Source organism: Faecalibacterium sp. BCRC 81149 (assembly GCF_022750605.1).
Lineage (GTDB): Bacteria > Bacillota > Clostridia > Oscillospirales > Ruminococcaceae > Faecalibacterium > Faecalibacterium duncaniae.
Genome location: NZ_QXJA01000006.1, coordinates 1 through 20,010, shown reverse-complemented (window position 1 = coordinate 20,010; position 20,010 = coordinate 1). Strand labels below are relative to the sequence as shown.

Here is a 20,010-nt window from a genome sequence, read left to right as displayed (position 1 = left end):
CCGTCAGGGGAACTCAGACATTCTTGGCAGAGGGCTTGCTCAGATCCACGCCGCGGATGATCTTGCGCACGGGCAGGATGCTCTTGGCGTTCATGGACAGCTCGTCCACGCCCATCCGCAGGAAGGTCTCGGTGAGAGCGGTATCCGCGCCCAGCTCACCGCAGATACCCACCCAGATGCCGTGGCGGTGGCCCGCCTCAATGGTCATCCGGATGGCCTTCAGCACAGCGGGGTGGTGGGGATCAAAGAAGGGCTCCAGCTTGGCGTTCTGGCGGTCCAGCGCGCAGGTGTACTGGGTCAGGTCGTTGGTGCCGATGGAGAAGAAATCGCACTCCTGGGCCAGATCGTCCGCCACCAGAACTGCGGCGGGGGTCTCGATCATGGTGCCCACCTCGATCTTGTCGCTGAACTTCTTGCCCTCGGCGGTCAGCTCTGCCTTGCACTCCTCCAGCACGGCCTTGGCATCCTGCAGCTCCCGCAGGCTGGTGATCATGGGGAACATGATGCTCATGTTGCCGTAGGCAGAAGCGCGCAGCAGGGCCCGCAGCTGGGTCTTGAAGAAATCCCTGCGGGTCAGGCAGATGCGGATGGCGCGGTAGCCCAGCGCGGGGTTTGCCTCGTGGTCCAGCTTCATGTAGTCCACGGTCTTGTCCGCGCCGATATCACAGGTGCGCACGACCACCTTTTTGGGAGCCAGGCTCTCCAACACCTGCTTGTAGGCCTCGAACTGGTATTCCTCGGTGGGGTAATCCGTGCAGTTCAGGTAGACGAATTCGGTGCGGAACAGGCCCACGCCGCCCGCGTCGTTCTGCTGGACCGCGCCCACATCGCTCATGCCGCCGATGTTGGCAAAGACCTGCACAGTCTTGCCGTCCAGCGTGGTGTTGGGCTTGCCCTTGAGCTCGGCCAGCAGGGCCAGCTTCTTCTGGTCCTCCTGCTGGCGCTTTTTCAGGCTCTCCAGCAGATCGGGGGTGGGGTCCACATACACGCAGGCGTTGTAGCCGTCCACCACAGCCATCTTGCCGTCCCAATCTTCCTGGATCTCCTTGCACTGGATCAGGGCGGGGATGTTCATGCTGCGGGCCAGAATGGCGGTGTGGCTGTTGGAGCTGCCCTCCCGGGTGATGAAGCCCAGCAGCAGGCTCTTGTCCATCCGCACCGTCTCCGAGGGTGCCAGATCCTCTGCCACCAGGATGCTGGGCTCCGTGCCCTGCAGGGTGGCATTGTCCACGCCCTGCAGGATGTCCAGCATGGCCTGGGCAATGTCGATGACATCGGCGCTGCGGGCCTGTAAATAGGGGTCGTCCATGGCGGCAAACACGGCGGCCTGGTTGTCGCCCGCTTTCTTGACGGCATACTCCGCACACATGTGCTGGCCGTTGATGATCTCCTTGATGGCATCCACAAAGTCATCGTCATCCAGCATCATGGCATGGATGTTGAACACCTCGGCAATGTCCTCGCCTGCCTCGGCCAGTGCCTTTTCATACAGGGCAGTCTGCTGGTCAATGGCCTTGGCCCGGGCCTCTTCAAAGCGGGCTTCCTCTGCCGCCGTGTCCGCGACCTGAGCGGTGGAGATCACGGTATCTTTTTTCTTGTAGATCTTCAGTTTGCCGATGGCAATGCCGTTCAGAATGCTTTTACCGGTTCCTACCTGCATCGTTCTCTCTCCTTTGTTGAGAATTTAGTGCGAAAAAGCCCCCGCAGGGTCTCCCGCAAGGGCTTTTGTCCGCAGATTCAAAGATCAGACGTTCTCGGTCAGGAACTTCTGAATGGCCTCGGCAGCGGCGGCCTCATCGTCGCCCTCCACCTTCACGGTCACGGTGTCGCCCTGCTTGACACCCATGCCCATCAGAGCCATCAGTTTGCGCAGGTCGCAGCTCTTGCCGTCCTTTTCCAGGGTAGCGGTGCTGGCAAAGCCCTTGGCCACCTTCACGAGCAGACCGGCCGGACGAGCGTGGATGCCGCATGCATCCTTAACAGTATACTGGAATTCCTTCATGATCATTTTCTCCTTACTTCATCCCGTTTCAGATCCGGACGGTCCTGCCACTCCGGACGCAGCCGATTTTGCTGCGGGATGCTACTATTATTATAAACCCGCTTTGTTATTTTTTCATCATCCCATATTGCTGATTTTTAGCCAGAAATTTTGGTGCTATTGAACAGAAGTTTTGCCCCCATTTTTCCACCGGATTCATTCAACAGGGTACCCCTCGGCATCCAGGGGCAGGTCGGTGTACTGCGCCTCCTCGGGCACCACGGAGTCCGGCTCCCCGCTGGTCTGCTGGCTCTGCCCGGCCGCGCCCAGCTCCTCATCATGGCGCTCTCCCCAGTCGCCGCTGTAATCCTCACCGGACACCTGCTGGGCATCCTGCTGCTCAGCCTGCGCCATTGCGGTCTGGGCATCCTTCAGGCCGATCACCGTGCCTGAAGGCTTTTCCAGCAGGTAGGCCCCCACGGCCTTTTTGCGGTAGACCAGCAGCACGCCATAGCGGCTGGTCTCTCCGCTGCTGGCCGCCGGGATCAGGGCGGTCCACTTTTCCACGGTTTTCCCTTTGTAGCGGGTAAGATCCATCCCGCTTTGCTGCACCACCCCGTTGAAGGCCGAAAAGCTGTCGTCCCACTTGCGGGGGATCTTGACCTTATCCGCCGTGATGGACGTGCCGTCCACATCCAGCCCATAGCCCGTGAACCAGGTCTGGATATCCTGCGCACTCTCGATCCGGTTCACCCCGGCCGCTGCCGCCACCGTGCGGGTGCTGATGTACCGCCCCAGAAAGGCGCTGAAGATCACCAGCGCACAGCAGAGCGCACCGGCCCCCACCTTTTTCAAGTTCGTCTTGTTCAGCGTTACCACAAACATGCCGTTCCCTCCCACCCGTTTTGTTCTGAAAAGAATATATGGGGCGGGCAGAGGAATTATAACCGTGCTGCGACAGATCCACTTTCCCGCGCAGAAGTCATTTGAAAAAGTTGTTTCTCCTGCTAAAAAGTCGCTTAAAAAAGTTGCAATCCTCACAAAGAAGTCCCTTGAAAAAGTTATCCTTATCTTTTATAATAGATGCAGCATCATTTATTTTCGGGAGAATGAAACGGTATGTTAAGGCGAAAGATCACAGACCAGCTGCTTGCATGGAAAAACACGCCCGGCCGGAAGCCGCTTATCATCAAGGGCTGCCGTCAGTGCGGCAAGACCTTTTCTGTATTGGAATTTGCCAGAAAGAATTACAAACACACAGTGTACCTCAACTTCTTCGAGAATCCGGATTATGCTTCTGTCTTTTCCGGTTCTCTGGAGATCGACAACATCGTGATGATGCTCTCTGCCCTTCTTGGCAAGGATGCCGTTTTTGAGCCGGGCCAGACGATCCTGATCCTGGACGAGATCCAGGATTGCCCGGAAGCCCGGACGGCCCTGAAATTTTTCCGCATCGACGGCCGCTATGACGTGATCGGCACCGGCTCCCTGTTGGGCGTAAAGGGCTACGGCAAGGAGCCAAGATCCGTTCCTGTCGGATCGGAGACGGTTCTTGAAATGTACCCACTGGATTTTGAAGAATTTTTATGGGCCAATGACATCACCGAACCTGTCATAGCGCTGCTGCAAAGGTCTCTGGACTCCGGTTCCCCTGTGCCGGAAGCGCTGCACAACCGGATGCGGCAGCTTTTGCTCCAATATACCGTTGTGGGAGGAATGCCGGATGCTGTCCAGACCTTTGTGACCAGCAGGCAGATGGATGAGGTCCTGCGTATCCAGCGGGACATCGTTCGTTCCTATGAGGACGACATGGTAAAGTACGCGGAGAAAAAGGATAAGTCCCGCATCAAGGAGTGTTTCCAGTCCATTCCCCGCCAGCTTGCCAAGGAAAACAAGAAATTCCAGTATTCCGTTGTAAAAAAAGGCTCCACTTCCGCAAAATATGCCGGAAGCCTGCAATGGATCGAGGATGCTGGCATCATCACACGGTGCCACAATCTGTCCATTACCGAGCTGCCTCTGGATGGGAACGCGGAAGAGGATACCTTTAAGGTCTATATGTGCGACACCGGCCTGTTCGTCAGCATGCTGGAGGACGGAACGCAGTTTGACATCCTGCAGGGCGACCTCTATGGCTACAAAGGCGCTATCTTTGAAAACCTGATCGCCGATATCTTCACCAAGATGGGGCGCAAGCTCTACTATTTCCACAAGGATTCCGGCCTCGAGGTGGATTTTGTGATCCGTTATCAGGGAGAATGCACCCTTGTAGAGGTAAAGGCCCGCTCCGGAAATGTCAAAAGCACAAAGACGATCCTCAACCACCCTGAAAAATATCATGTATCCCATGCGATCAAGCTCGGGGACTATAATATCGGGAAAACCGGGCCGCTCCTGACCCTTCCCCTCTATATGGCCTTTCTGCTGCGCAGCTGCTGACCTGTACAGCACCAAAAGAGCCCCCGCCGGAATAGACCGGCAGGGGCTCTTTCTCATAGCGGTAAGTTCAGGATCACTCGATCAGGCCGTTCAGCAGGGCCAGGCACTTGCGGCTGTGCAGCTTGCGGATGGCCTTGGCCTCGATCTGGCGGACACGCTCACGGGTGACACCGAAGTCGCGGCCCACCTCCTCCAGCGTGCGGGGGCGGCCATCGTCCAGACCAAAGCGCAGGCGGATGACCTTTTCCTCACGGGGGGTCAGGCTCTTGAGGGCCTGATTGATCTGCTGGGCCACCATGGCGCGGTCTGCTGCCTTGCCGGGGGCCTCGGCGTTCTCGTCGGCCACGAAATCGCCCAGGGAGGAATCCTCTTCCTCACCCACGGGGCTTTCCAGGCTGGCGGGTTCCTGCGCCATGCGCTGGATCTCGCGCACGCGCTCCACGCTCATATCCATGGCCTTTGCCAGCTCCTCGGGGGTAGGCTCGTGGCCGTTCTGGTAGACCAGCTGGTTGGTGGCCTGACGCATCCGGTTGATGGTCTCGACCATGTGCACCGGGATGCGGATGGTGCGGGCCTGATCCGCAATGGCGCGGGTGATGGCCTGACGGATCCACCAGGTGGCGTAGGTGGAGAAGCGGAAGCCACGGTCACAGTCAAACTTCTCGGCGGCCTTGATCAGGCCGATGTTGCCCTCCTGGATCAGATCCAGGAACGCCAGGTTGTGGCCGACATGCTTCTTGGCGATGGAGACCACCAGACGCAGGTTGGCCTCGCTCAGGCTGCGGCGGGCGTTCAGGCCGTCGCGGCGGATCTTGAGCAGCTCCTGGCGGCGCTCCTCCGTCAGGGGGCCGTTCTCCACGGCCTCCATGGCTTCTTCTTCGGCAGCCTTTTCCTCGTCGTCCTCGCTGGACTTGGTGTTGCCTTCCTCGTCCAGATCCTCGGTATAGCTCCGGCTGTTCTCATCCTCCTCGAACGAGAAGCGGGCGCTGTTCTTTTTGATGTACTCAGGCGCGCCGTACTTCTGGCGGTCGGCCTGAAGGATGTGGGCAGCCTCGGCACCGGCGTGGATGCGCTTGCTCAGGTCCACTTCCTGCTCCGCGCTCAGCAGCGGGATCTGACCGATCTGCTTGAGGTAGTTCTTCACAGGATCATCCAGCAGCTCATCCATGGCAGCCTTCAGGTCTGCGGGGTTCTCCTCTGCCGGGTCGTCCTCATTTTCATCGCCCAGGCCCAGCTCATCGCTGTTTGCCTCGGCACTTTCCACCTCTGCCATGATGCCTTCCACATCCAGGCTGGTGTCACCGTCGGCCTCGTCATCCAGAATTTTGATGCCGCGCTCCTCCAGAAGCGTGTAAAGCGTTTCCACATCCATCCGGCACTGGGAAGCCAGTGTCTTGGCCTCGCCCGCCGTCAGGGTGCCTTCGCCCTTCGTCAACAGTTCCTTCAAAGTCATGCCCATTTCGCTCTCTCCTTTTCACCGCGGCGCTGGCTGCGCCGTAAGTGATATCGTATCATAAGTTTTGCCGCTGCGGGATGGTTCAAATCACCAGGCCGCCGTTCACACCGAACACCTGCCCGGTGATGTAACCGGCGCTTTCGCCTGCCAGGAACACCAGCAGCTGCGCCACCTCGTCTGCGCTGCCCAGGCGGCCCACGGGGGTCTCCTCGGCCAGCGCAGCCTTATCCTCTGCCGTAAAGGCAGCCATCATATCGGTGTCGATGACACCCGGAGCCACGCAGTTCACGGTGATGCCGCTGGGCCCTTCCTCTTTGGCAAGGGCCTTGGTCAGGCCGATCAGGCCCGCCTTGGCAGCGGAGTAATGCACCTCGCAGCTGCCGCCGGTCTGGCCCCACATGCTGCTCACGGTCAGGATGCGGCCCGCCTTGCGGCGGATCATGCCCGGCAGGGCCAGCTGGCACAGGTGGAACGCGCCGCTCAGGTTCACGTCCAGCATGTGCTGCCACTCCTCCGGGGTGATATCGGTGAACAGCTTCTGCTGGGCAATGCCCGCGTTGCTCACCAGCACATCCACATGGCCCACGGCCTGCTCCACGGTGTGGAACGCCACCTCACAGCTGGCGCGGGAGGCCACGTCGCACTGGACCGCCAGCAGGCCCGGCAGCGCCTTTTCCAGCGCCGCCGCCGCCTCGGCGTGGGTGTGATAGAGCACCGCCACCCGGTAGCCCGCCTGCCAGAAGGCGCGGGCCGCCGCGGCTCCGATGCCCCGGTCGCCGCCCGAGATCAGCACGCAGCGCCCGTTGGCCGCAGGGGCTGCCGGTTCCGGTACAGCCTCCACCGGCGGTTCCGTTTCCGCTGCCGGTTCCGGCGCAGCTTCCTGCACCGGCTCCTGTTCCGGCGCAGGGGCCCGGGATGCCTCGTCCTCATCGCTCAGGTCAAAGGTCAATTCAAATTCATCATCGTACAAGAGTCAGCCCTCCTGCCGTTTGTTCTCTGCCTGCAAAAAATCCCGCAGGCAGGAAGGTCCCGCCCTCCACCGCACCCATGGGCTGCGCTCTGCTCCTCTTTCCGGTCAAGGCCGGTCCTGCGGCGAGCCCGCTGGTCTGTGCGAGTGGTTTCGACAAGTTACCATTAAATAATATAGCACAATTCGGCGAAAAAAGAAAGTGGGAACCGCCGTCTTTTCACGCAGTTCCCACTTTTTTTCACGTTCTCAGGGGGTCACGGGCGGTTTCCAGCGGGGCTTTGCGGCCCGCTGCTCCCGCAGCCGGAGGAAAAACGCCTGCAGCAGCGCCTGCGCCTCCTCCGCCCGCAGACCGCTTTCCACCACCGGATGGTGATTGAAGGGCAGGGCGAACAGGTCGGTCACGCTGCCGCAGCACCCGGCCTTGGTATCCGCCGCGCCGTACACCACCCGCCTGATCCGGCTGTTGATGATGCCGCCGCTGCACATGGGGCAGGGCTCCAGCGTAACGAACAGCTCACACTGCCACAGCCGCCAGCCGCCCAGCTTTTTGCAGGCCGCGTCAATGGCCAGCAGCTCGGCGTGGTGGAGGGCGTTTTTCTCGGTCTCGCGGGTGTTGTGGGCGGCGGCGATGATCTCGCCGTTCCGGGCCACCACCGCGCCCACGGGCACCTCGCCCAGCGCGGCGGCCCGTGCGGCCTCCTCCAGCGCCGCGCCCATCAGCTCATAGTCGGTCATCCCATTCCCCTTTCTGCCAGCGCCCGGGTCAGCACCAGCCCATTGTTCAGGATATGCAGCACCACCCCGGGTGCAGGACTGTCGGTCTGCTCTGCGGCCCACCCGAAAATGAGCCCCATGCCCAGCGCATAGCACTTTTCGGTCAGCGTCCCGTGCAGGGCCGCAAAGAGCACAGCCTGGCAGAGGTTTGCCGGGTGCTCCCCCAGCGGCCGCAGCAGGCGCAGCAGTGCCCCCCGAAACACCAGCTCCTCGGCCAGCGGCAGCACCAGCAGGCTGCGCAGCGTACCGGGCACGCCCTGCGGCAGCTCTGCCGCCCCGCCGGGGACCAGCACACACCAGACCGCCGCCAGCCCGGCCCAGGCCAGTGCCGCGATGCCTGCCGCCCGCAGGCGGCGGTTCCGCTCTGACATCTTCTCCGTCCCCTCTCCGTTTGGGGTGCGCTGTTCCGCTGCTTCGGGCGCACAGCGCACCGCCCCGCAATGCCTGATGCCCATTGTATCATGTTTCGGCCCGTTTGTGCAAGAAAACGGAGCGGAATTGCGAAAATACGAAGAAATATTGATTCAAACAATTGACATTTCCCGTCGTCTCTGGTATATTCCTATACGACTTTTTGATTGATTTGGTCGGGTTATCCGTTCTTGGCCCCGTTGGAGGTATTACTATGATCCGCATTCTTACCGATTCCGCATCCGACATCCTGCCCGCTGAAGCCGAGCAGCTGGGCGTGACCGTCATCCCCCTGAACGTCACCCTGGAGGACGGCACCGTGCTCCGGGACGGCGTGGACATGACCCCCACCGTGTATTACGGCGTGATGGCCCGCTGCCACAAGCTGCCCACCACCAGTCAGCCCAGCCCCGAGCTGTTCCAGCGCTTCTTCCTTGAGGCGGCTGCCGCCGGGGACGAAGTGGTGGGCATCTTCCTCTCCCATGAGCTGTCCGGCACCTGCCAGTGCGCCCGGCTGGCCGCAGACATGGCCAATGTGGACAATGTCCTCTTTGTGGATTCCGAGAACGTCTGCCTGGGCGAGAGCCTGCTGGTGCGGCTGGCTGTTCAGCTGCGGGATGCCGGAAAGACTGCCGGGCAGATCGCCGCCACCCTTGAGCACGCCAAGGAGCATCTGCATCTGGTGGCTGTCATCGACGACCTGAAATATCTGCGCAAGGGCGGCCGCCTGCCTGCCGCTGTGGCCGTGGCCGGTGGGATGCTGGGCATCAAGCCCCTCATCACCATCAAGGAGGGCAAGGTCGTTATGGCGGGCAAGGCCCGGGGCCTGCCCGGCGCTTACGTTGCCCTGTTCAAGAAGATCGAGGAGCTGGGCGGCATCAGCACCTGCGCCGACGCACTGGCCGGTTACACCCTCGCCCCCCGCGAGGTGCAGCCCATCCAGACCTACCTGCAGGAGAATCTGGGCCGGAACGAGGCCCTTGTGCGCCAGATCGGCTGCGTCATCGGCACCCACGCCGGCCCCGGCGCGTTCGGCCTGGCCTTCCTCGATGAAGGCTTCACCTTCTGAGCTTACCCAATCAAAAAGAGGAACTGCTTTCCCGGCAGTTCCTCTTTTTTGTTGGTTTACAGCACCGCGTCCGAGACGATCTTGCCCAGCAGGAGCACCAGCACCACAAGCATCATGGGGCGGATAAACTTTGCGCCGTTCTTGAGGGCGAAGTGGGAACCCAGCAGGTTGCCCACAATGCCGCTGATGGCACAGGGGATGCCGATGGAGAACACCACCAGCCCGCTGGAAAGATACGTTACAAGGCTGGCATAGTTGCTGGCAAGGTTGAGCACCTTGGCGTTGCCGCCCGCCGTGCGCAGATCAAAGCCCATCAGGGTGGTAAAGGCAATGATGGCAAAGGTGCCGGTGCCCGGGCCAAAGATGCCGTCGTACAGGCCGATGCCCAGCCCGATGGCAAGGGCCAGCACCGCCTTTTTGGCGTTCAGGGTGCCGTCGTCCCGGTTCTCGTCGGGCAGGTCCCGCCGCCAGAGGATGAGCACCGCCGCCACCGGCAGGATGATGAGCATCATGGTGCGCAGCACCTGATCGCTGAGCAGGAGTACGATGTGGGAGCCCAGTGCGCTGCCCACAAAGCTGCCCACAGCCGCCAGCAGGCCGACCCGGATGTTCATGGCTCCCTTCTGGAAGAACTGCGCCGTGGCAAAGGTGGTGCCGCAGGCCGCGCTGAATTTATTGGTGCCGTAGGTGTAATGCACCGGCAGGCCCGCAAACAGGTAGGCGGGCAGGCTGATCAGACCGCCGCCCCCCGCCGCTGAGTCCACAAAGCCCGCAAACCCGGTCATCAGCATCAGAAACAGCAGCATTGGCAATGATAATGTAATTTCCATTCGTTCTACTTTCCCACTCTTTCGTTTACTTCAGATACAGCTTTCCCTCGCAGGCCAGGATCTGATCCAGGATCATCCGGGACACCCGGGCACCATAGACCATGGCGGGGTGGTCGTTGTACTCGATGATGTCATGGAACTCCTTGTTCATCAGAACGATCACATACTCGCCGTAGGGGGTGTGGATGATGCCGCCGTCGTTGCGGCAGGCGTTCATGCTGCCGCTCTTGCTGGCCACCCAGATAAGCTCCGGCTCGCCGGTCTCCTCGCAGTCCAGATAGAACTGGGGGAAATCGTGGGTCAGCATGGTGTTGTAGTGCTGCTGGCGGAAGATGCCCAGCATGGCGGCACTGGCTTCTTTGCTGACCAGCGTGCCCTTTGCCACCTGCGCAAACAGGGCGGCGTAGTCCCGGGGCGTGGTGGTGCCCAGCTTGTCGTAGCGGTCAAAGTGGAGGGGGTTGTGCAGGACGGTGTGCCCAAAGCCCAATTCCCGGATGCAGGCATTGATAGTTTCCAGCCCCAGGTAATCGATGATCATATTGGTGGCGATGTTGTCCGAGCAGATGATCATCATGGTGGCGGTGTCCTTCACCTTGAGCTTTGCCCCCACGCCCAGGGCCCGGAGCATCCCGGAGCCATCCACGAACTGGCTGGCCTCGTAGGTGATCTCCTCCTCCAGGTCAGCCCTGCCCCGGCTGGCCTGCAGATACAGCACCGCCAGAATGAACGCCTTGATGGTGGAGGCCGTCTCAAATTCCTCGTCGGCACCGATCTCCACCGTGCTGCCGCGCAGATCGTCCACAAAAACGCTCATCCTGCCCTGATAGGAATAGAGCTCTGCGGCAATGCGCTTTTCCAATGTCATATTCTGATCCATCCGGAATCCCTCAACTTTTCTATACTTTCCGTTATACTTCATTCTTACCGTTAAGACATAATTATCATTGAAAACATTGATTTCATTGGTTCTTATTGATTCTAGTGCAATGATGAGCAATGATTTCAATGAATTCAATGAATCTTTTGATACTAACGGTGATTACAGGTTGTTTTCAAAGAAACGCTGTGCGTTGCGGAAGAAGATGGCTTCCACCTCATCCTCGGTGAAGCCCTCTTTCCGCAGGGCATCGGCCAGCAGGGGCATTTTGGAGCAGTCGCTCAGTTCCAGCTTGCCGCCGATGCCGTCAAAGTCACTGCCCAGACCGATGATCTCAATGCCGCCCACCTGCTTGAAATGAGCGGCGTGTTTGGCCATCAGGGCCGTGGTGCTGCGGCACAGGTCGGGGCTGGGCTGGTCATCCAGAAAGCCCGCGCAGTAGTTCAGGCCCACCAGACCGCCTTTTTCCGCCATGACCCGGATCATCTCATCGGTCAGGTTGCGGCAGTGGGGGGCCAGGGCGCGGCAGTTGGAGTGGCTGGCCGCAAAGGGGCGGGTGCTGTGCTCCGCAATGTCCCAGAAGCCTTTATCGGACAGGTGGCTCACATCGGCAATGATGTGCAGGCGCTCCATCTCGGCCAGAAACTCGAAGCCCTTCTCCTTCAGGCCGGTCTCGGTGTTGGGCATACAGGGCCAGATGGGGCCGTTGCCGGGCACCACGTTGGGGCTGGCCAGCTCGTTCTCGTGGTTCCAGGTCAGGGTCATCATCCGCACGCCCAGCTCGTACATCCGGCGCAGCACGCCCAGACTGCCCTTGCAGCAGCCGGCCTCCTCAATGGTCAGCATTCCGCTGATCTTGCCCGCCTCGGCGTTTTTGCGGATATCCTCGGGGCGGTAGACAGGGGCGATCCTGTCGGAATACCGCTCCATCATCCGCTTGAACACGTCGATCTCTTCCAGCGCCGTCACCAGCGGGTCCGCGCCCGGGGTGGGGTCGGCCAGATTCACAAAGGCGGCAAAGCACTGGAGCATGTAGTCGCCCTTCTCCAGCTTTTCCAGATCGATGTGGCCGTTGTTGTGGGCAAAGGTCTGCCCGTCGCCCCGCATCTCCGCGCGCCGCAGCTCGCTCAGGGTGTCACAATGTAGATCAAAGACTTTCATGGATTGTTCTTCCTCCTATAACATCCTCGCCCTCTCAGTCAAAGCCTGACGGCTTTGCCAGCTCCCCCAAAGGGGGAGCCTCTGGCGGTTTCCCGAAACCTTGCGGGGGAATTGCCAGTGCCTCTCCCTTTGGGAGAGGTGGCATCCCGCAGGGATGACGGAGAGGGTGAGTTACTTTATCAGAACACACTCCCCACCGCATACAGACTCTTGACCAGATTCCGCTGATCTTGCCCGCCTCGGCGTTTTTGCGGATATCCTCGGGGCGGTAAACAGGGGCGATCCTGTCGGAATACCGCTCCATCATCCGCTTGAACACGTCGGTCTCTTCCAGCGCCGTCACCAGCGGGTCCGCGCCCGGGGTGGGGTCGGCCAGATTCACAAAGGCGGCAAAGCACTGGAGCATGTAGTCGCCCTTCTCCAGCTTTTCCAGATCGATGTGGCCGTTGTTGTGGGCAAAGGTCTGCCCGTCGCCCCGCATCTCCGCGCGCCGCAGCTCGCTCAGGGTGTCACAGTGTAGATCAAAGACTTTCATGGATTGTTCTTCCTCCTATAACATCCTCGCCCTCTCAGTCAAAGCCTGACGGCTTTGCCAGCTCCCCCAAAGGGGGAGCCTCTGGCGGTTTCCCAAAACCTTGCGGGGGAATTGCCAGTGCCTCTCCCTTTGGGAGAGGTGGCATCCCGCAGGGATGACGGAGAGGGTGAGTTACTTTATCAGAACACACTCCCCACCGCATACAGACTCTTGACCAGATCTTCCCGGTACAGCGGGTCGGCGGGGTCAAGGCTGTTGATGACCACGCCGCCGCTGGCGGACGCGCCGGTGGAGTGGATGTAGCGGCCCTCGCCGAGGTAAAGGGCGATATGGCCGGGGAAATAGAGGGCATCGCCCCGCTTTTTGTCCGCAAAGGGGATCTGGTGCATGGGCCAGCCCTCCACGATCCTGGCATCCCGGTAGATGAGCACGCCGCACTGCATATAGGCGCTGCTGACAAGGCCGGAACAATCAATGCCCCGGCCCGATTTGCCGCCCCAGCGGTACTCGGTGCCCAGATATTTTTTCGCCTGCGCGCAGACGGCATCCCGGAACGCTTCCTCGCTGCCGTCGTACCACGCCTGCAGTGCCTGCGGCACCAGCTCCCCGGCGGTGACATTCCGGGCCTCGGCCAGCGCGTCATCAAAGGCCAGCCCCTCCCGCTGGGAGAACACAGCGGTCATCTCAAACCGCACCGGCTCCAGCGCCACGTCCCGGACATAGCCGGTGCGGCCATCCAGCAGGGCCACCTTGGCCCAGCCGGTGTGGGCCTCGGCTTCCTCGGGCGGCTCGGGCAGGCGGCAGAGCAGGCAGCCCCGCTCCAGTTCCAGCATCCGCACCCCCTGCACCTTGGGCAGGCTGAGCACATCGGTGGCACGGCCCACCAGCACCAGCGGCTGGGGCAGGTAGTCCCGCAGTGTATCCTCATGGACAAATTTCAGCGCATCCCGCCGGACAAAGCCGTGGTAACCGTAAAAGGTGACCACCTCGGCCACCTCCGGGGAGAGGGGCACTCCCTCGGCAGTCACGCCGCCGGGGGCGGTGCGCACCTGACAGGCCTGACCGTACAGCCCCTCGTCCCCGATGGTGGAAACAAGGCCCGCCTCGCTCTGTTTGGTGGTCTGGGGCAGGTCGTAAATGGTCACGACCGGCCGGGCAAAGATGGCGTATTGCATCATTCGGTTCCCTCCAACAAATTCAGCAGCTCCTCCGGCTTCATGCGCAGGATGGCACCATCCGCGCTGCCGGTGACGGTCTCGGCCAGATCCTGTTTGGCCTGCTGCAGCTCCACGATCTTTTCCTCAATGGTGTCCTGGGCGATGAGCTTGTACACCTGCACCGGGTTCTGCTGGCCGATGCGGTAGGCACGGTCGGTGGCCTGATTCTGAGCTGCCACGTTCCACCACGGGTCGTAGTGGATGACGATATCGGCGGCGGTCAGGTTCAGGCCGGTGCCGCCTGCCCGCAGGGAGATCAGGAACACGCTGGCCTCGCCGCCGTTGAAGCGGCGCACCAGCTCGGCACGCACCGGCTTGGGGGTGGAGCCCTGCAGGGTGAAGTGGCTCACGCCCTCCGCGTCCAGCCGCTTGGCCAGCAGTTCCAGCATGGAGGTGAACTGGCTGAACAGCAGGATGCGGTGCCCGCTCTCCACGGCACTGGTGACCAGCTCGATGCAGGCATCCAGCTTGGCGCTGCCGCCTGTCCAGTTGTCGGCAATGAGCCGGGGGTCGCAGCAGATCTCCCGCAGCCGCATGAGGACGGCAAACACCGCCATCTTGTCCTCAGGCTTGGCGGCCCGCAGCTTCTCCCGGGCATCCACCACGGCAGCAAGGTAGAGCTTGCGCTGCTCCTCCTCCAGCTCGATGCGGTAGACGTTCTCTGTCTTGGGGGGCAGCTCCTTCAGCACCTCGGACTTCATCCGGCGCAGGATGAACGGCCCGGTAAGCTGGTTCAGCCGCCGCACCGCCGCCGGGTCGTTTTCCTGCGTGATGGGCTTTTCAAACCGGCTGCAGAAGCTCTTGTAGGGCGGCAGGTAGCCCGGCATCAGGAAGGAGAAGATGCTCCACAGCTCGCCCAGGCGGTTCTCCACGGGGGTGCCGGTCAGCGCAAAGCGGACACGGCTGTTCACCCCGCACACCGCCTTGTATTTCTGGGTGGTGTGGTTCTTGATGGCCTGGGCCTCGTCCAGGATACAGGCGTAGAATTTCTGGCTCTCGTAGAGGGTCTCGTCGCGGCGGAGCAGGTCGTAGCTGGTCACCACCACATCGGCCCCGTCCCACTGCTCGGCCAGCTGGGCCCGGTGGGCGGCATCCCCGTCCACCACAACACAGTTCAGCTCCGGCGTAAACTTCCGGCATTCCTCGGCCCAGTTCAGCACCAGCGAGGCCGGGCAGACGATGAGGCTGGGCAGGGGGTTCCCGCCCTGCTCCCGGAGGGCCAGCAGATAGCTGAGCACCTGCACCGTCTTGCCCAGACCCATATCATCCGCAAGGATGCCGCCCATGCCGTAGCCGTCCAGCGTGCGGAGCCAGCGGTAGCCGTCCCGCTGGTATTTTCGCAAAACTTTTTGTAGAGATACAGGCGGTGTATACTCGCTGTCCTTCACCGCATGGAAGCTCCGGCTGAGCTGGCGGAAGGCATCGTCCCGGTTGAAGCGGATGCCGTTCTGCCCCGAGAGCGCCCAGTCCAGACTGGGGGCCCGGTACAGGGGCAGCCGGGCGTGGGTCTGGCCCAGTTTGGCCCCGGAAAGCTCCAGCGTCTCGTTCAGCTCGTCCAGCACCTCCATGGAATCGTCCAGCCGGAGCAGACGGCCATCGCGCAGGCGGTGGTAGCGCTTTTTCTGGTGGAGCGATCTCAGCAGGGCTTTCAGCTCTCCCACCGGGAACTCCCCCGTGTCCACCTCAAGGTCGAGCACGCTGCCGTGCACCGACACCCCCACCGAGATCTTCGGCGGTGCGGCCTGCATATTGCGGAAGGCATCGGTCAGGTAGACCTCGCCCTCGGCCAGCAGGGCCGGGATCCCCTCATCGAGGAAGCGGTAGACCGCATCCTCCTCATAGGCATCGTAGTGGGCGGCAAGGCCGTTGCCCATGGTGTCCGGCCCCGGCTCCAGATACCGCCCCAGCAGCCGCCCGGCCCGCTGTTCGGCGCGGGCATCCCGCAGCAGACCGGCAGGCCCCGGTTCCTCCGGCGTGACGCGGTCCTCGCCGTACAAAAATTCAAGGTGTGCCCGCACCGTTTCCCGCGTGGGCGCGTCGAGATAAAACTGCACCACCGGCTCCAACGGGATCTGATTCAGCAGCAGGCGTTCGGGGTCCTCAATGGTCACCCTGCTGCCCAGCTCTGGCAGGACATAGCTGCAAAAGGCGGTGGCATCCCCGGTGGTAAAGAACAGGCTCTTGCCGCACAGCGCCTCAAGGGCGGGCCGCATCCGGGCGCTTTCGGCCCGGTCCAGCTGCCAGATCGTATCCTCACTGTATAAATAGTCGTTGTCTAAACCCGTTTTCCACCCCAACGCAGGGGTCACGGACACCTCCACGCCGCCCCGGCGCTTTTCCACCCGCATGGTCAGGGCCGGGATGCCGGTCTTGAGGGTATAGCCGCCCAGATTGCCGGTGGGGGCATAGAGGGCCACCAGACCGTCAAAGATCTCGCCGTTCAGCGGGATGCCCCCGGCAGGCCCGCTGCGGGGTGCATTGCCATAGCTGCGCAGAGCCGCCTCGACCCCTTCCTTTGCACTGAGCTGCCGCCGCAGCAGGCGGAGGAGCTGCTGTGCCTCCGGGGCAAAGGCTTCCCAGCTGTGCCGGAATTCCAGCGCCTTGCCGTAGCTGATGAAGCCGTGCTTCTCCACGGCCCGCAGCAGGTCCGGGATGCTCTTTACCACATACTGCCGCCCGCCGTCTGCCGAGATGCGCAGCCGCAGCCAGGGCAGCTCCCCGGGCAGCAGGGTCAGCTCCGGTTCCAGCTCTGCGGAATGGGGGCGCAGCTCCGCGTGGCCGGTCACGCCGTCCACCTCGGCCAGTGCTCCCTCCTGATAGGCCTGGAGCAGCCGCCGTGCCTCGTAGTCGGATTCCGGTTCCTCGCCCCGCCATTTCTTGCCGAACAGCATCTCCAGGCTGGAGGCATAGCTGTCCCTGCGGGGCGGCTCCTCAGGCTGGGGCGTTTGCAGGTTGGCCGTGCCCCGCACTACGCCCGGGATGCCCTCCGGGCTCTCCGAGGGCCTTTGCGGCGCTCTGCCGGAAAGGCCCTGACTCTCGCTGTCCCGCATCAGCAGCGCGCCGATGTGCTTGCAGCAGGGCCCCTCGCCGTTTTCGTTGTAGGGGCAGGAGCAGCTGGCGCTGACAAAGCTGCCGTTTTCCCGCAGCCAGACCTGGGTCTGGTACAGGCTCCGCCCGCCGCCGCGCACGTCGGCGCTCAGGTGGCGCACGCCGTTCCCGGCCACTTCGCAATTCAGATCCTGTATCCGGTCCGTATAGGCCTTGGCCCGTGCGAATATCGTGCCGCCCAGCAGGTAGCGGATCTCTTCCATGTCCATCCGGGGTCTCCCTCCCTCTGCAATGCTCTATTGGTTAAGCATACCGCACCGGCGGGCGGGATGCAAGGGGTGCCGGGAAAAAAATTCCGGAAAGCACAGAAGCGCCTCATCCGGGAGAGGATGAAGCGCTTCTGTACTTTGGGAATTTTGGAACACTCAGCCCGCATTGCGGTTTACGGGCCAAGTGGGGGTTGGTTTAGGGCTGCTCAGGCGTTCTGCTTGAGCTCCTGTGCTTTCTGCCACGCTTTCAGCACATCGATCTTGCTTACGGTGTTGTCGGGATAGAATTTCATCTCTTCCGGAGCCGTTCCCTCATCGTTCAGATCGGGAACAAGGTCATTTTCCATGGCCCAGCGGGCGGCATGCTGCAGGTCCATATCCTGCTCTTCCTGCCCTACATCGGGGTAGAGCAGTTCGGATTCGGGCATGGGCTTGCCTGCATCCTCCCACAGCATCATGGCAAGGGCGCTGCGGTTGCTGGGGAAGTAGGGCAGAGCCATCAGCTTGCCTGCAAATTCAGCGCCCAGAGAATAGGCCTGATAGCCCAGCACTGCACCGCCGACAACAACAGTAGTGCCGATCACGATGGGGCCAACGATATCGGGCTCGTCATCTTCAATGGTGGCATCACGGTACTGTGCGGCAATATCCACACCACTGCTCATGGTAAAGGTGATGGTCTCTGCCTTGTAGTCCTGACCCAGCGGCAGGGAGAATTTGCCGGTAGACCAGATGTCAAACACCATGCCCTCAGGGATCAGGGTCTTGTCCAGCGTTACGGTCACTGTTGCGCCGTCCGGTACAGAGTAGGTCTTTTTGCCGGTGGTCTCGTCAGTAGTAACAGTCAGGGTATCGGTCACATCCTTGTCACCGTTTTTCACGGTAACAATGCCGCCGGTTACAGACAGCTGGTATTCGGTATTCGCATCGGGCGTTTTATCCGATTTGCAAACCGCTTCAATCGCGATAGCGTCACGGTCTGCAGGCACGGTAAAGGTGATTTCTTCCTGAGAAGTGTCCTTAGGTTTTTCGTCCTCATTCAGGCCGCTAATGTTCCAATGGTCGAACTTCAAATCGTTGTCCGCAACGGCAGCACGGTCAAAGGTTACCGTTACCGTTGCACCTGCCGGTACTTTTGCCTTACCGTTCTTCAGCTCAATTGCCAACTGAGTATTGTCAAAAGCAATAACGGAGGAGATCGTGCCATTCTTTACAGTCAGGTCAGTGCCAGCCCAACCGGCATAGAGCGTGGTGCGATTGATGTTTGTAAACAGCTGTGCATCCGGATATCGGGTCTTGCAGTCTGCATCGGTATACCAACCGGTAAAGGAGGAGGTGGTGTAACCCGGTTTGGTAGGTGTGCCAAGCGCCGCAATTTTTGCGCCGTAGTCAATTTTTTTCGGCTCGCTCTTGTCACCATCTACGAGAGTCACATCAACGGTGGTAATAATGCGTTCGTCAGGTACGCCTCTTCCGCTCAGTTTAGACTTTAAGCCCGGCTCACAATAAACTTTTAACTCGGGAGACGTACGAGTGAAAAGATTCAAATCTCCATTGGAATCACCAACGTATGTTAAATTACTACCGGGTTCAAAGGTGATGCATGTCAATGCATCGCAATAACCAAACATCTCTGCTCCCATTGATTTTACGCTTTTGGGAATATTAATGCTTGTCAGCTGAGTACAACTTTCAAATACACCCTGTCCAAGAGTTTCTACTTTATCCGGAATCGTAACACTTGTTAGACCGGTACCACCAAATGCCCCCTCCTTAATCGTTTTGACATCTGAGGGAATCGTAATGTCCGTTAGTCCGGCACACTCACCGAATGCACCTAATCCAATCGTTGTTAAGGTACTGGGTAGCGTGATGCTTTTTAATTTGGCTGCACCAAAAAATGCATAATTTCCGAGATAGGTCAATCCTTCCGGAAGCGTTACTTCCATGAGATTTCTTGCATCATGCCCTCCGTCAAAACCATGGAGGACACAATCCCCTAATGAGGTTACGCCATCATCAACTATGAGCCTCGTAATCTTTAGTATTGCATCACGCCATGGCATATCTCTACATGACAAAAAATCGTAATTTTTCATCGGCCCCATTCCGCGAATCGTCATGGTATAGGTTTCGCCTCCATCGTTGTTCCGACTTAATGTCGCTGTAACGGTGCCCGGCTTTTTTCCGCAGTCATACGGACCCAAACTTTCCTCCGCAAATGCCGACACTGCCCCCGCAGGCAGGAATGTCAGCATCATACTGAACGCCAGTAAGAGGCTGATGAGCCGTTTTTTCATAAAAATCCTCCTTTGTCAGTCATCAATACTCCCAGTTTCTCCACAAAAAGCATCCGGACAAAAAGAAAAAAGCGCCGCACCAGCCAAATGGCTGGTACAACGCTTTGCGTTTTGTACTTTAGGGGTGCTCGCCCTCTCTATCTATGCTTTAACCCGCCGCTTCTCTCAAGGGCAGGGTGATCGTGGTACCCGGAAAAGCTACTCCCATAAACTTCTCCATAACCCCGCACCGGCTGCCCTTTGGGGGGTGCCGGCACATTTCCGCATAGTCGAAGAGGGTTGCAGAGCAAAGTGCAGCTGACGGCCCATACCGGGCCTTCCGCCTTGCGTCACAGCCTTCCGACTGGTTTGCCGATCTTTCTGTTTTGCTGACAAGGTGCTTTTCGCACCTTATCATACCCCCCCCCCCTATAAAAAATCAAGGGGTCTGGGCAAAGTTTGTGAACACTCACAAATCCATGTGATTTTTTAGGCTATTTTAACGGAAAGGCACACGCACAACAAAAAAGCCCTGAGACTTTCATCTCAGAGCTTTCGTTTAAGTCGGCGACTACCTATTTTCACGCGCCGTTTCCAGCGAACTATCTTGGGCACGAGTGAGCTTAACTTCTGTGTTCGGAATGGGAACAGGTGGAACCTCACCGTCATCGTCACCGACCAATATGACTGGTTC

At 60.2% G+C, this 20,010-nt stretch carries 16 protein-coding genes and 1 rRNA gene; 2 read left to right on the top strand and 15 right to left on the bottom strand.

Going from position 1 to position 20,010, the window contains the following annotated elements; all coding sequences use genetic code 11:
- Nucleotides 1-13: 13 nt before the first annotated feature.
- The 3 genes from ptsP to D3F01_RS08105 form a co-directional block, all read right to left on the bottom strand.
- Entirely contained in the window at nt 14-1,660 is a 1,647-nt protein-coding gene (ptsP, locus tag D3F01_RS08115; RefSeq protein ID WP_117534184.1) for a phosphoenolpyruvate--protein phosphotransferase, read from the bottom strand.
- Nucleotides 1,661-1,744: 84 nt separating this feature from the next.
- The gene (locus D3F01_RS08110) at nt 1,745-2,008 is read right to left on the bottom strand and encodes an HPr family phosphocarrier protein (protein WP_005930193.1); all 264 of its coding nucleotides are present in this window, start codon (nt 2,006-2,008) and stop codon (nt 1,745-1,747) included.
- A 189-nt stretch (nt 2,009-2,197) separates the two neighbouring features.
- A complete protein-coding gene (locus D3F01_RS08105) occupies nt 2,198-2,866 on the bottom strand; it encodes a DUF4830 domain-containing protein (RefSeq protein ID WP_156070439.1) in 669 nt (222 codons plus the stop codon).
- 234 nt (nt 2,867-3,100) lie between these two features.
- Here D3F01_RS08105 and D3F01_RS08100 point away from each other — a divergent pair, with 234 nt between their 5' ends.
- On the top strand, nt 3,101-4,420 hold the full coding sequence (locus D3F01_RS08100) for an ATP-binding protein (RefSeq protein ID WP_156070440.1): 1,320 nt from the start codon (nt 3,101-3,103) through the stop codon (nt 4,418-4,420).
- 73 nt (nt 4,421-4,493) lie between these two features.
- Here D3F01_RS08100 and D3F01_RS08095 read toward each other — a convergent pair whose 3' ends face one another.
- The 4 genes from D3F01_RS08095 to D3F01_RS08080 all read right to left on the bottom strand — a co-directional run bounded on the left by D3F01_RS08095 (nt 4,494) and on the right by D3F01_RS08080 (nt 7,991).
- The gene (locus D3F01_RS08095; protein ID WP_097770227.1) at nt 4,494-5,879 is read right to left on the bottom strand and encodes an RNA polymerase sigma factor; all 1,386 of its coding nucleotides are present in this window, start codon (nt 5,877-5,879) and stop codon (nt 4,494-4,496) included.
- A gap of 79 nt (nt 5,880-5,958) precedes the next feature.
- A complete protein-coding gene (locus D3F01_RS08090) occupies nt 5,959-6,846 on the bottom strand; it encodes an SDR family NAD(P)-dependent oxidoreductase (protein ID WP_242887719.1) in 888 nt (295 codons plus the stop codon).
- Between the two features lie 246 nt (nt 6,847-7,092).
- Nucleotides 7,093-7,581, bottom strand: a complete 489-nt coding sequence (locus D3F01_RS08085) for a nucleoside deaminase (RefSeq protein WP_097770228.1) — start codon at nt 7,579-7,581, stop codon at nt 7,093-7,095.
- Nucleotides 7,578-7,991 carry a CPBP family intramembrane glutamic endopeptidase gene (locus tag D3F01_RS08080; protein ID WP_242887717.1) on the bottom strand — a complete coding sequence of 138 codons (414 nt, stop codon included), beginning with the start codon at nt 7,989-7,991 and terminating at the stop codon, nt 7,578-7,580. Before D3F01_RS08080 ends, D3F01_RS08085 begins: the two co-directional genes overlap by 4 nt.
- Before the next feature lie 254 nt (nt 7,992-8,245).
- Between D3F01_RS08080 and D3F01_RS08075 the strand changes: the two genes are divergently transcribed.
- Nucleotides 8,246-9,100: a DegV family protein gene (locus D3F01_RS08075; protein WP_035393397.1), complete on the top strand. Its 855-nt coding sequence runs from the start codon at nt 8,246-8,248 to the stop codon at nt 9,098-9,100.
- A gap of 56 nt (nt 9,101-9,156) precedes the next feature.
- On the opposite strand, the gene D3F01_RS08070 is transcribed toward D3F01_RS08075, so the two are convergent.
- The 8 genes from D3F01_RS08070 to rrf form a co-directional block, all read right to left on the bottom strand.
- Nucleotides 9,157-9,930: a TSUP family transporter gene (locus tag D3F01_RS08070; protein ID WP_097770231.1), complete on the bottom strand. Its 774-nt coding sequence runs from the start codon at nt 9,928-9,930 to the stop codon at nt 9,157-9,159.
- Nucleotides 9,931-9,955: 25 nt separating this feature from the next.
- Nucleotides 9,956-10,807, bottom strand: coding sequence for a serine hydrolase (locus tag D3F01_RS08065; RefSeq protein ID WP_242887715.1), 852 nt, complete (start codon nt 10,805-10,807; stop codon nt 9,956-9,958).
- Between the two features lie 162 nt (nt 10,808-10,969).
- Complete coding sequence (locus D3F01_RS08060; protein ID WP_117534697.1) at nt 10,970-11,968, bottom strand: dipeptidase; 999 nt, start codon at nt 11,966-11,968, stop codon at nt 10,970-10,972.
- Nucleotides 11,969-12,002: 34 nt separating this feature from the next.
- A complete protein-coding gene (locus D3F01_RS08055; protein ID WP_242887712.1) occupies nt 12,003-12,503 on the bottom strand; it encodes a membrane dipeptidase in 501 nt (166 codons plus the stop codon).
- A gap of 179 nt (nt 12,504-12,682) precedes the next feature.
- A complete protein-coding gene (locus tag D3F01_RS08050; protein WP_242887710.1) occupies nt 12,683-13,681 on the bottom strand; it encodes a C40 family peptidase in 999 nt (332 codons plus the stop codon).
- Nucleotides 13,678-17,037, bottom strand: coding sequence for an SNF2-related protein (locus D3F01_RS08045; protein ID WP_242887708.1), 3,360 nt, complete (start codon nt 17,035-17,037; stop codon nt 13,678-13,680). The genes D3F01_RS08050 and D3F01_RS08045 overlap by 4 nt, the downstream gene beginning before the upstream one ends.
- Before the next feature lie 206 nt (nt 17,038-17,243).
- Nucleotides 17,244-18,470: an InlB B-repeat-containing protein gene (locus D3F01_RS08040; protein ID WP_242887698.1), complete on the bottom strand. Its 1,227-nt coding sequence runs from the start codon at nt 18,468-18,470 to the stop codon at nt 17,244-17,246.
- Between the two features lie 1,408 nt (nt 18,471-19,878).
- Nucleotides 19,879-19,995, bottom strand: a 5S ribosomal RNA gene (rrf, locus tag D3F01_RS08035).
- Between the last annotated feature and the right edge of the window lie 15 nt (nt 19,996-20,010).

Excerpts from the sequence above, each read along its gene's own strand:
- D3F01_RS08075 (WP_035393397.1), top strand. The coding sequence starts at position 8,246 with ATGATCCGCATTCTTACCGATTCCGCATCCGACATCCTGCCCGCTGAA.
- D3F01_RS08070 (WP_097770231.1), bottom strand. The coding sequence starts at position 9,930 with ATGGAAATTACATTATCATTGCCAATGCTGCTGTTTCTGATGCTGATG.
- D3F01_RS08060 (WP_117534697.1), bottom strand. The coding sequence starts at position 11,968 with ATGAAAGTCTTTGATCTACATTGTGACACCCTGAGCGAGCTGCGGCGC.
- D3F01_RS08050 (WP_242887710.1), bottom strand. The coding sequence starts at position 13,681 with ATGATGCAATACGCCATCTTTGCCCGGCCGGTCGTGACCATTTACGAC.
- D3F01_RS08055 (WP_242887712.1), bottom strand. The coding sequence starts at position 12,503 with ATGAAAGTCTTTGATCTACACTGTGACACCCTGAGCGAGCTGCGGCGC.
- D3F01_RS08045 (WP_242887708.1), bottom strand. The coding sequence starts at position 17,037 with ATGGACATGGAAGAGATCCGCTACCTGCTGGGCGGCACGATATTCGCA.
- D3F01_RS08065 (WP_242887715.1), bottom strand. The coding sequence starts at position 10,807 with ATGGATCAGAATATGACATTGGAAAAGCGCATTGCCGCAGAGCTCTAT.
- D3F01_RS08110 (WP_005930193.1), bottom strand. The coding sequence starts at position 2,008 with ATGATCATGAAGGAATTCCAGTATACTGTTAAGGATGCATGCGGCATC.
- D3F01_RS08095 (WP_097770227.1), bottom strand. The coding sequence starts at position 5,879 with ATGGGCATGACTTTGAAGGAACTGTTGACGAAGGGCGAAGGCACCCTG.
- D3F01_RS08100 (WP_156070440.1), top strand. The coding sequence starts at position 3,101 with ATGTTAAGGCGAAAGATCACAGACCAGCTGCTTGCATGGAAAAACACG.
- ptsP (WP_117534184.1), bottom strand. The coding sequence starts at position 1,660 with ATGCAGGTAGGAACCGGTAAAAGCATTCTGAACGGCATTGCCATCGGC.
- D3F01_RS08105 (WP_156070439.1), bottom strand. The coding sequence starts at position 2,866 with ATGTTTGTGGTAACGCTGAACAAGACGAACTTGAAAAAGGTGGGGGCC.
- D3F01_RS08085 (WP_097770228.1), bottom strand. The coding sequence starts at position 7,581 with ATGACCGACTATGAGCTGATGGGCGCGGCGCTGGAGGAGGCCGCACGG.
- D3F01_RS08080 (WP_242887717.1), bottom strand. The coding sequence starts at position 7,991 with ATGTCAGAGCGGAACCGCCGCCTGCGGGCGGCAGGCATCGCGGCACTG.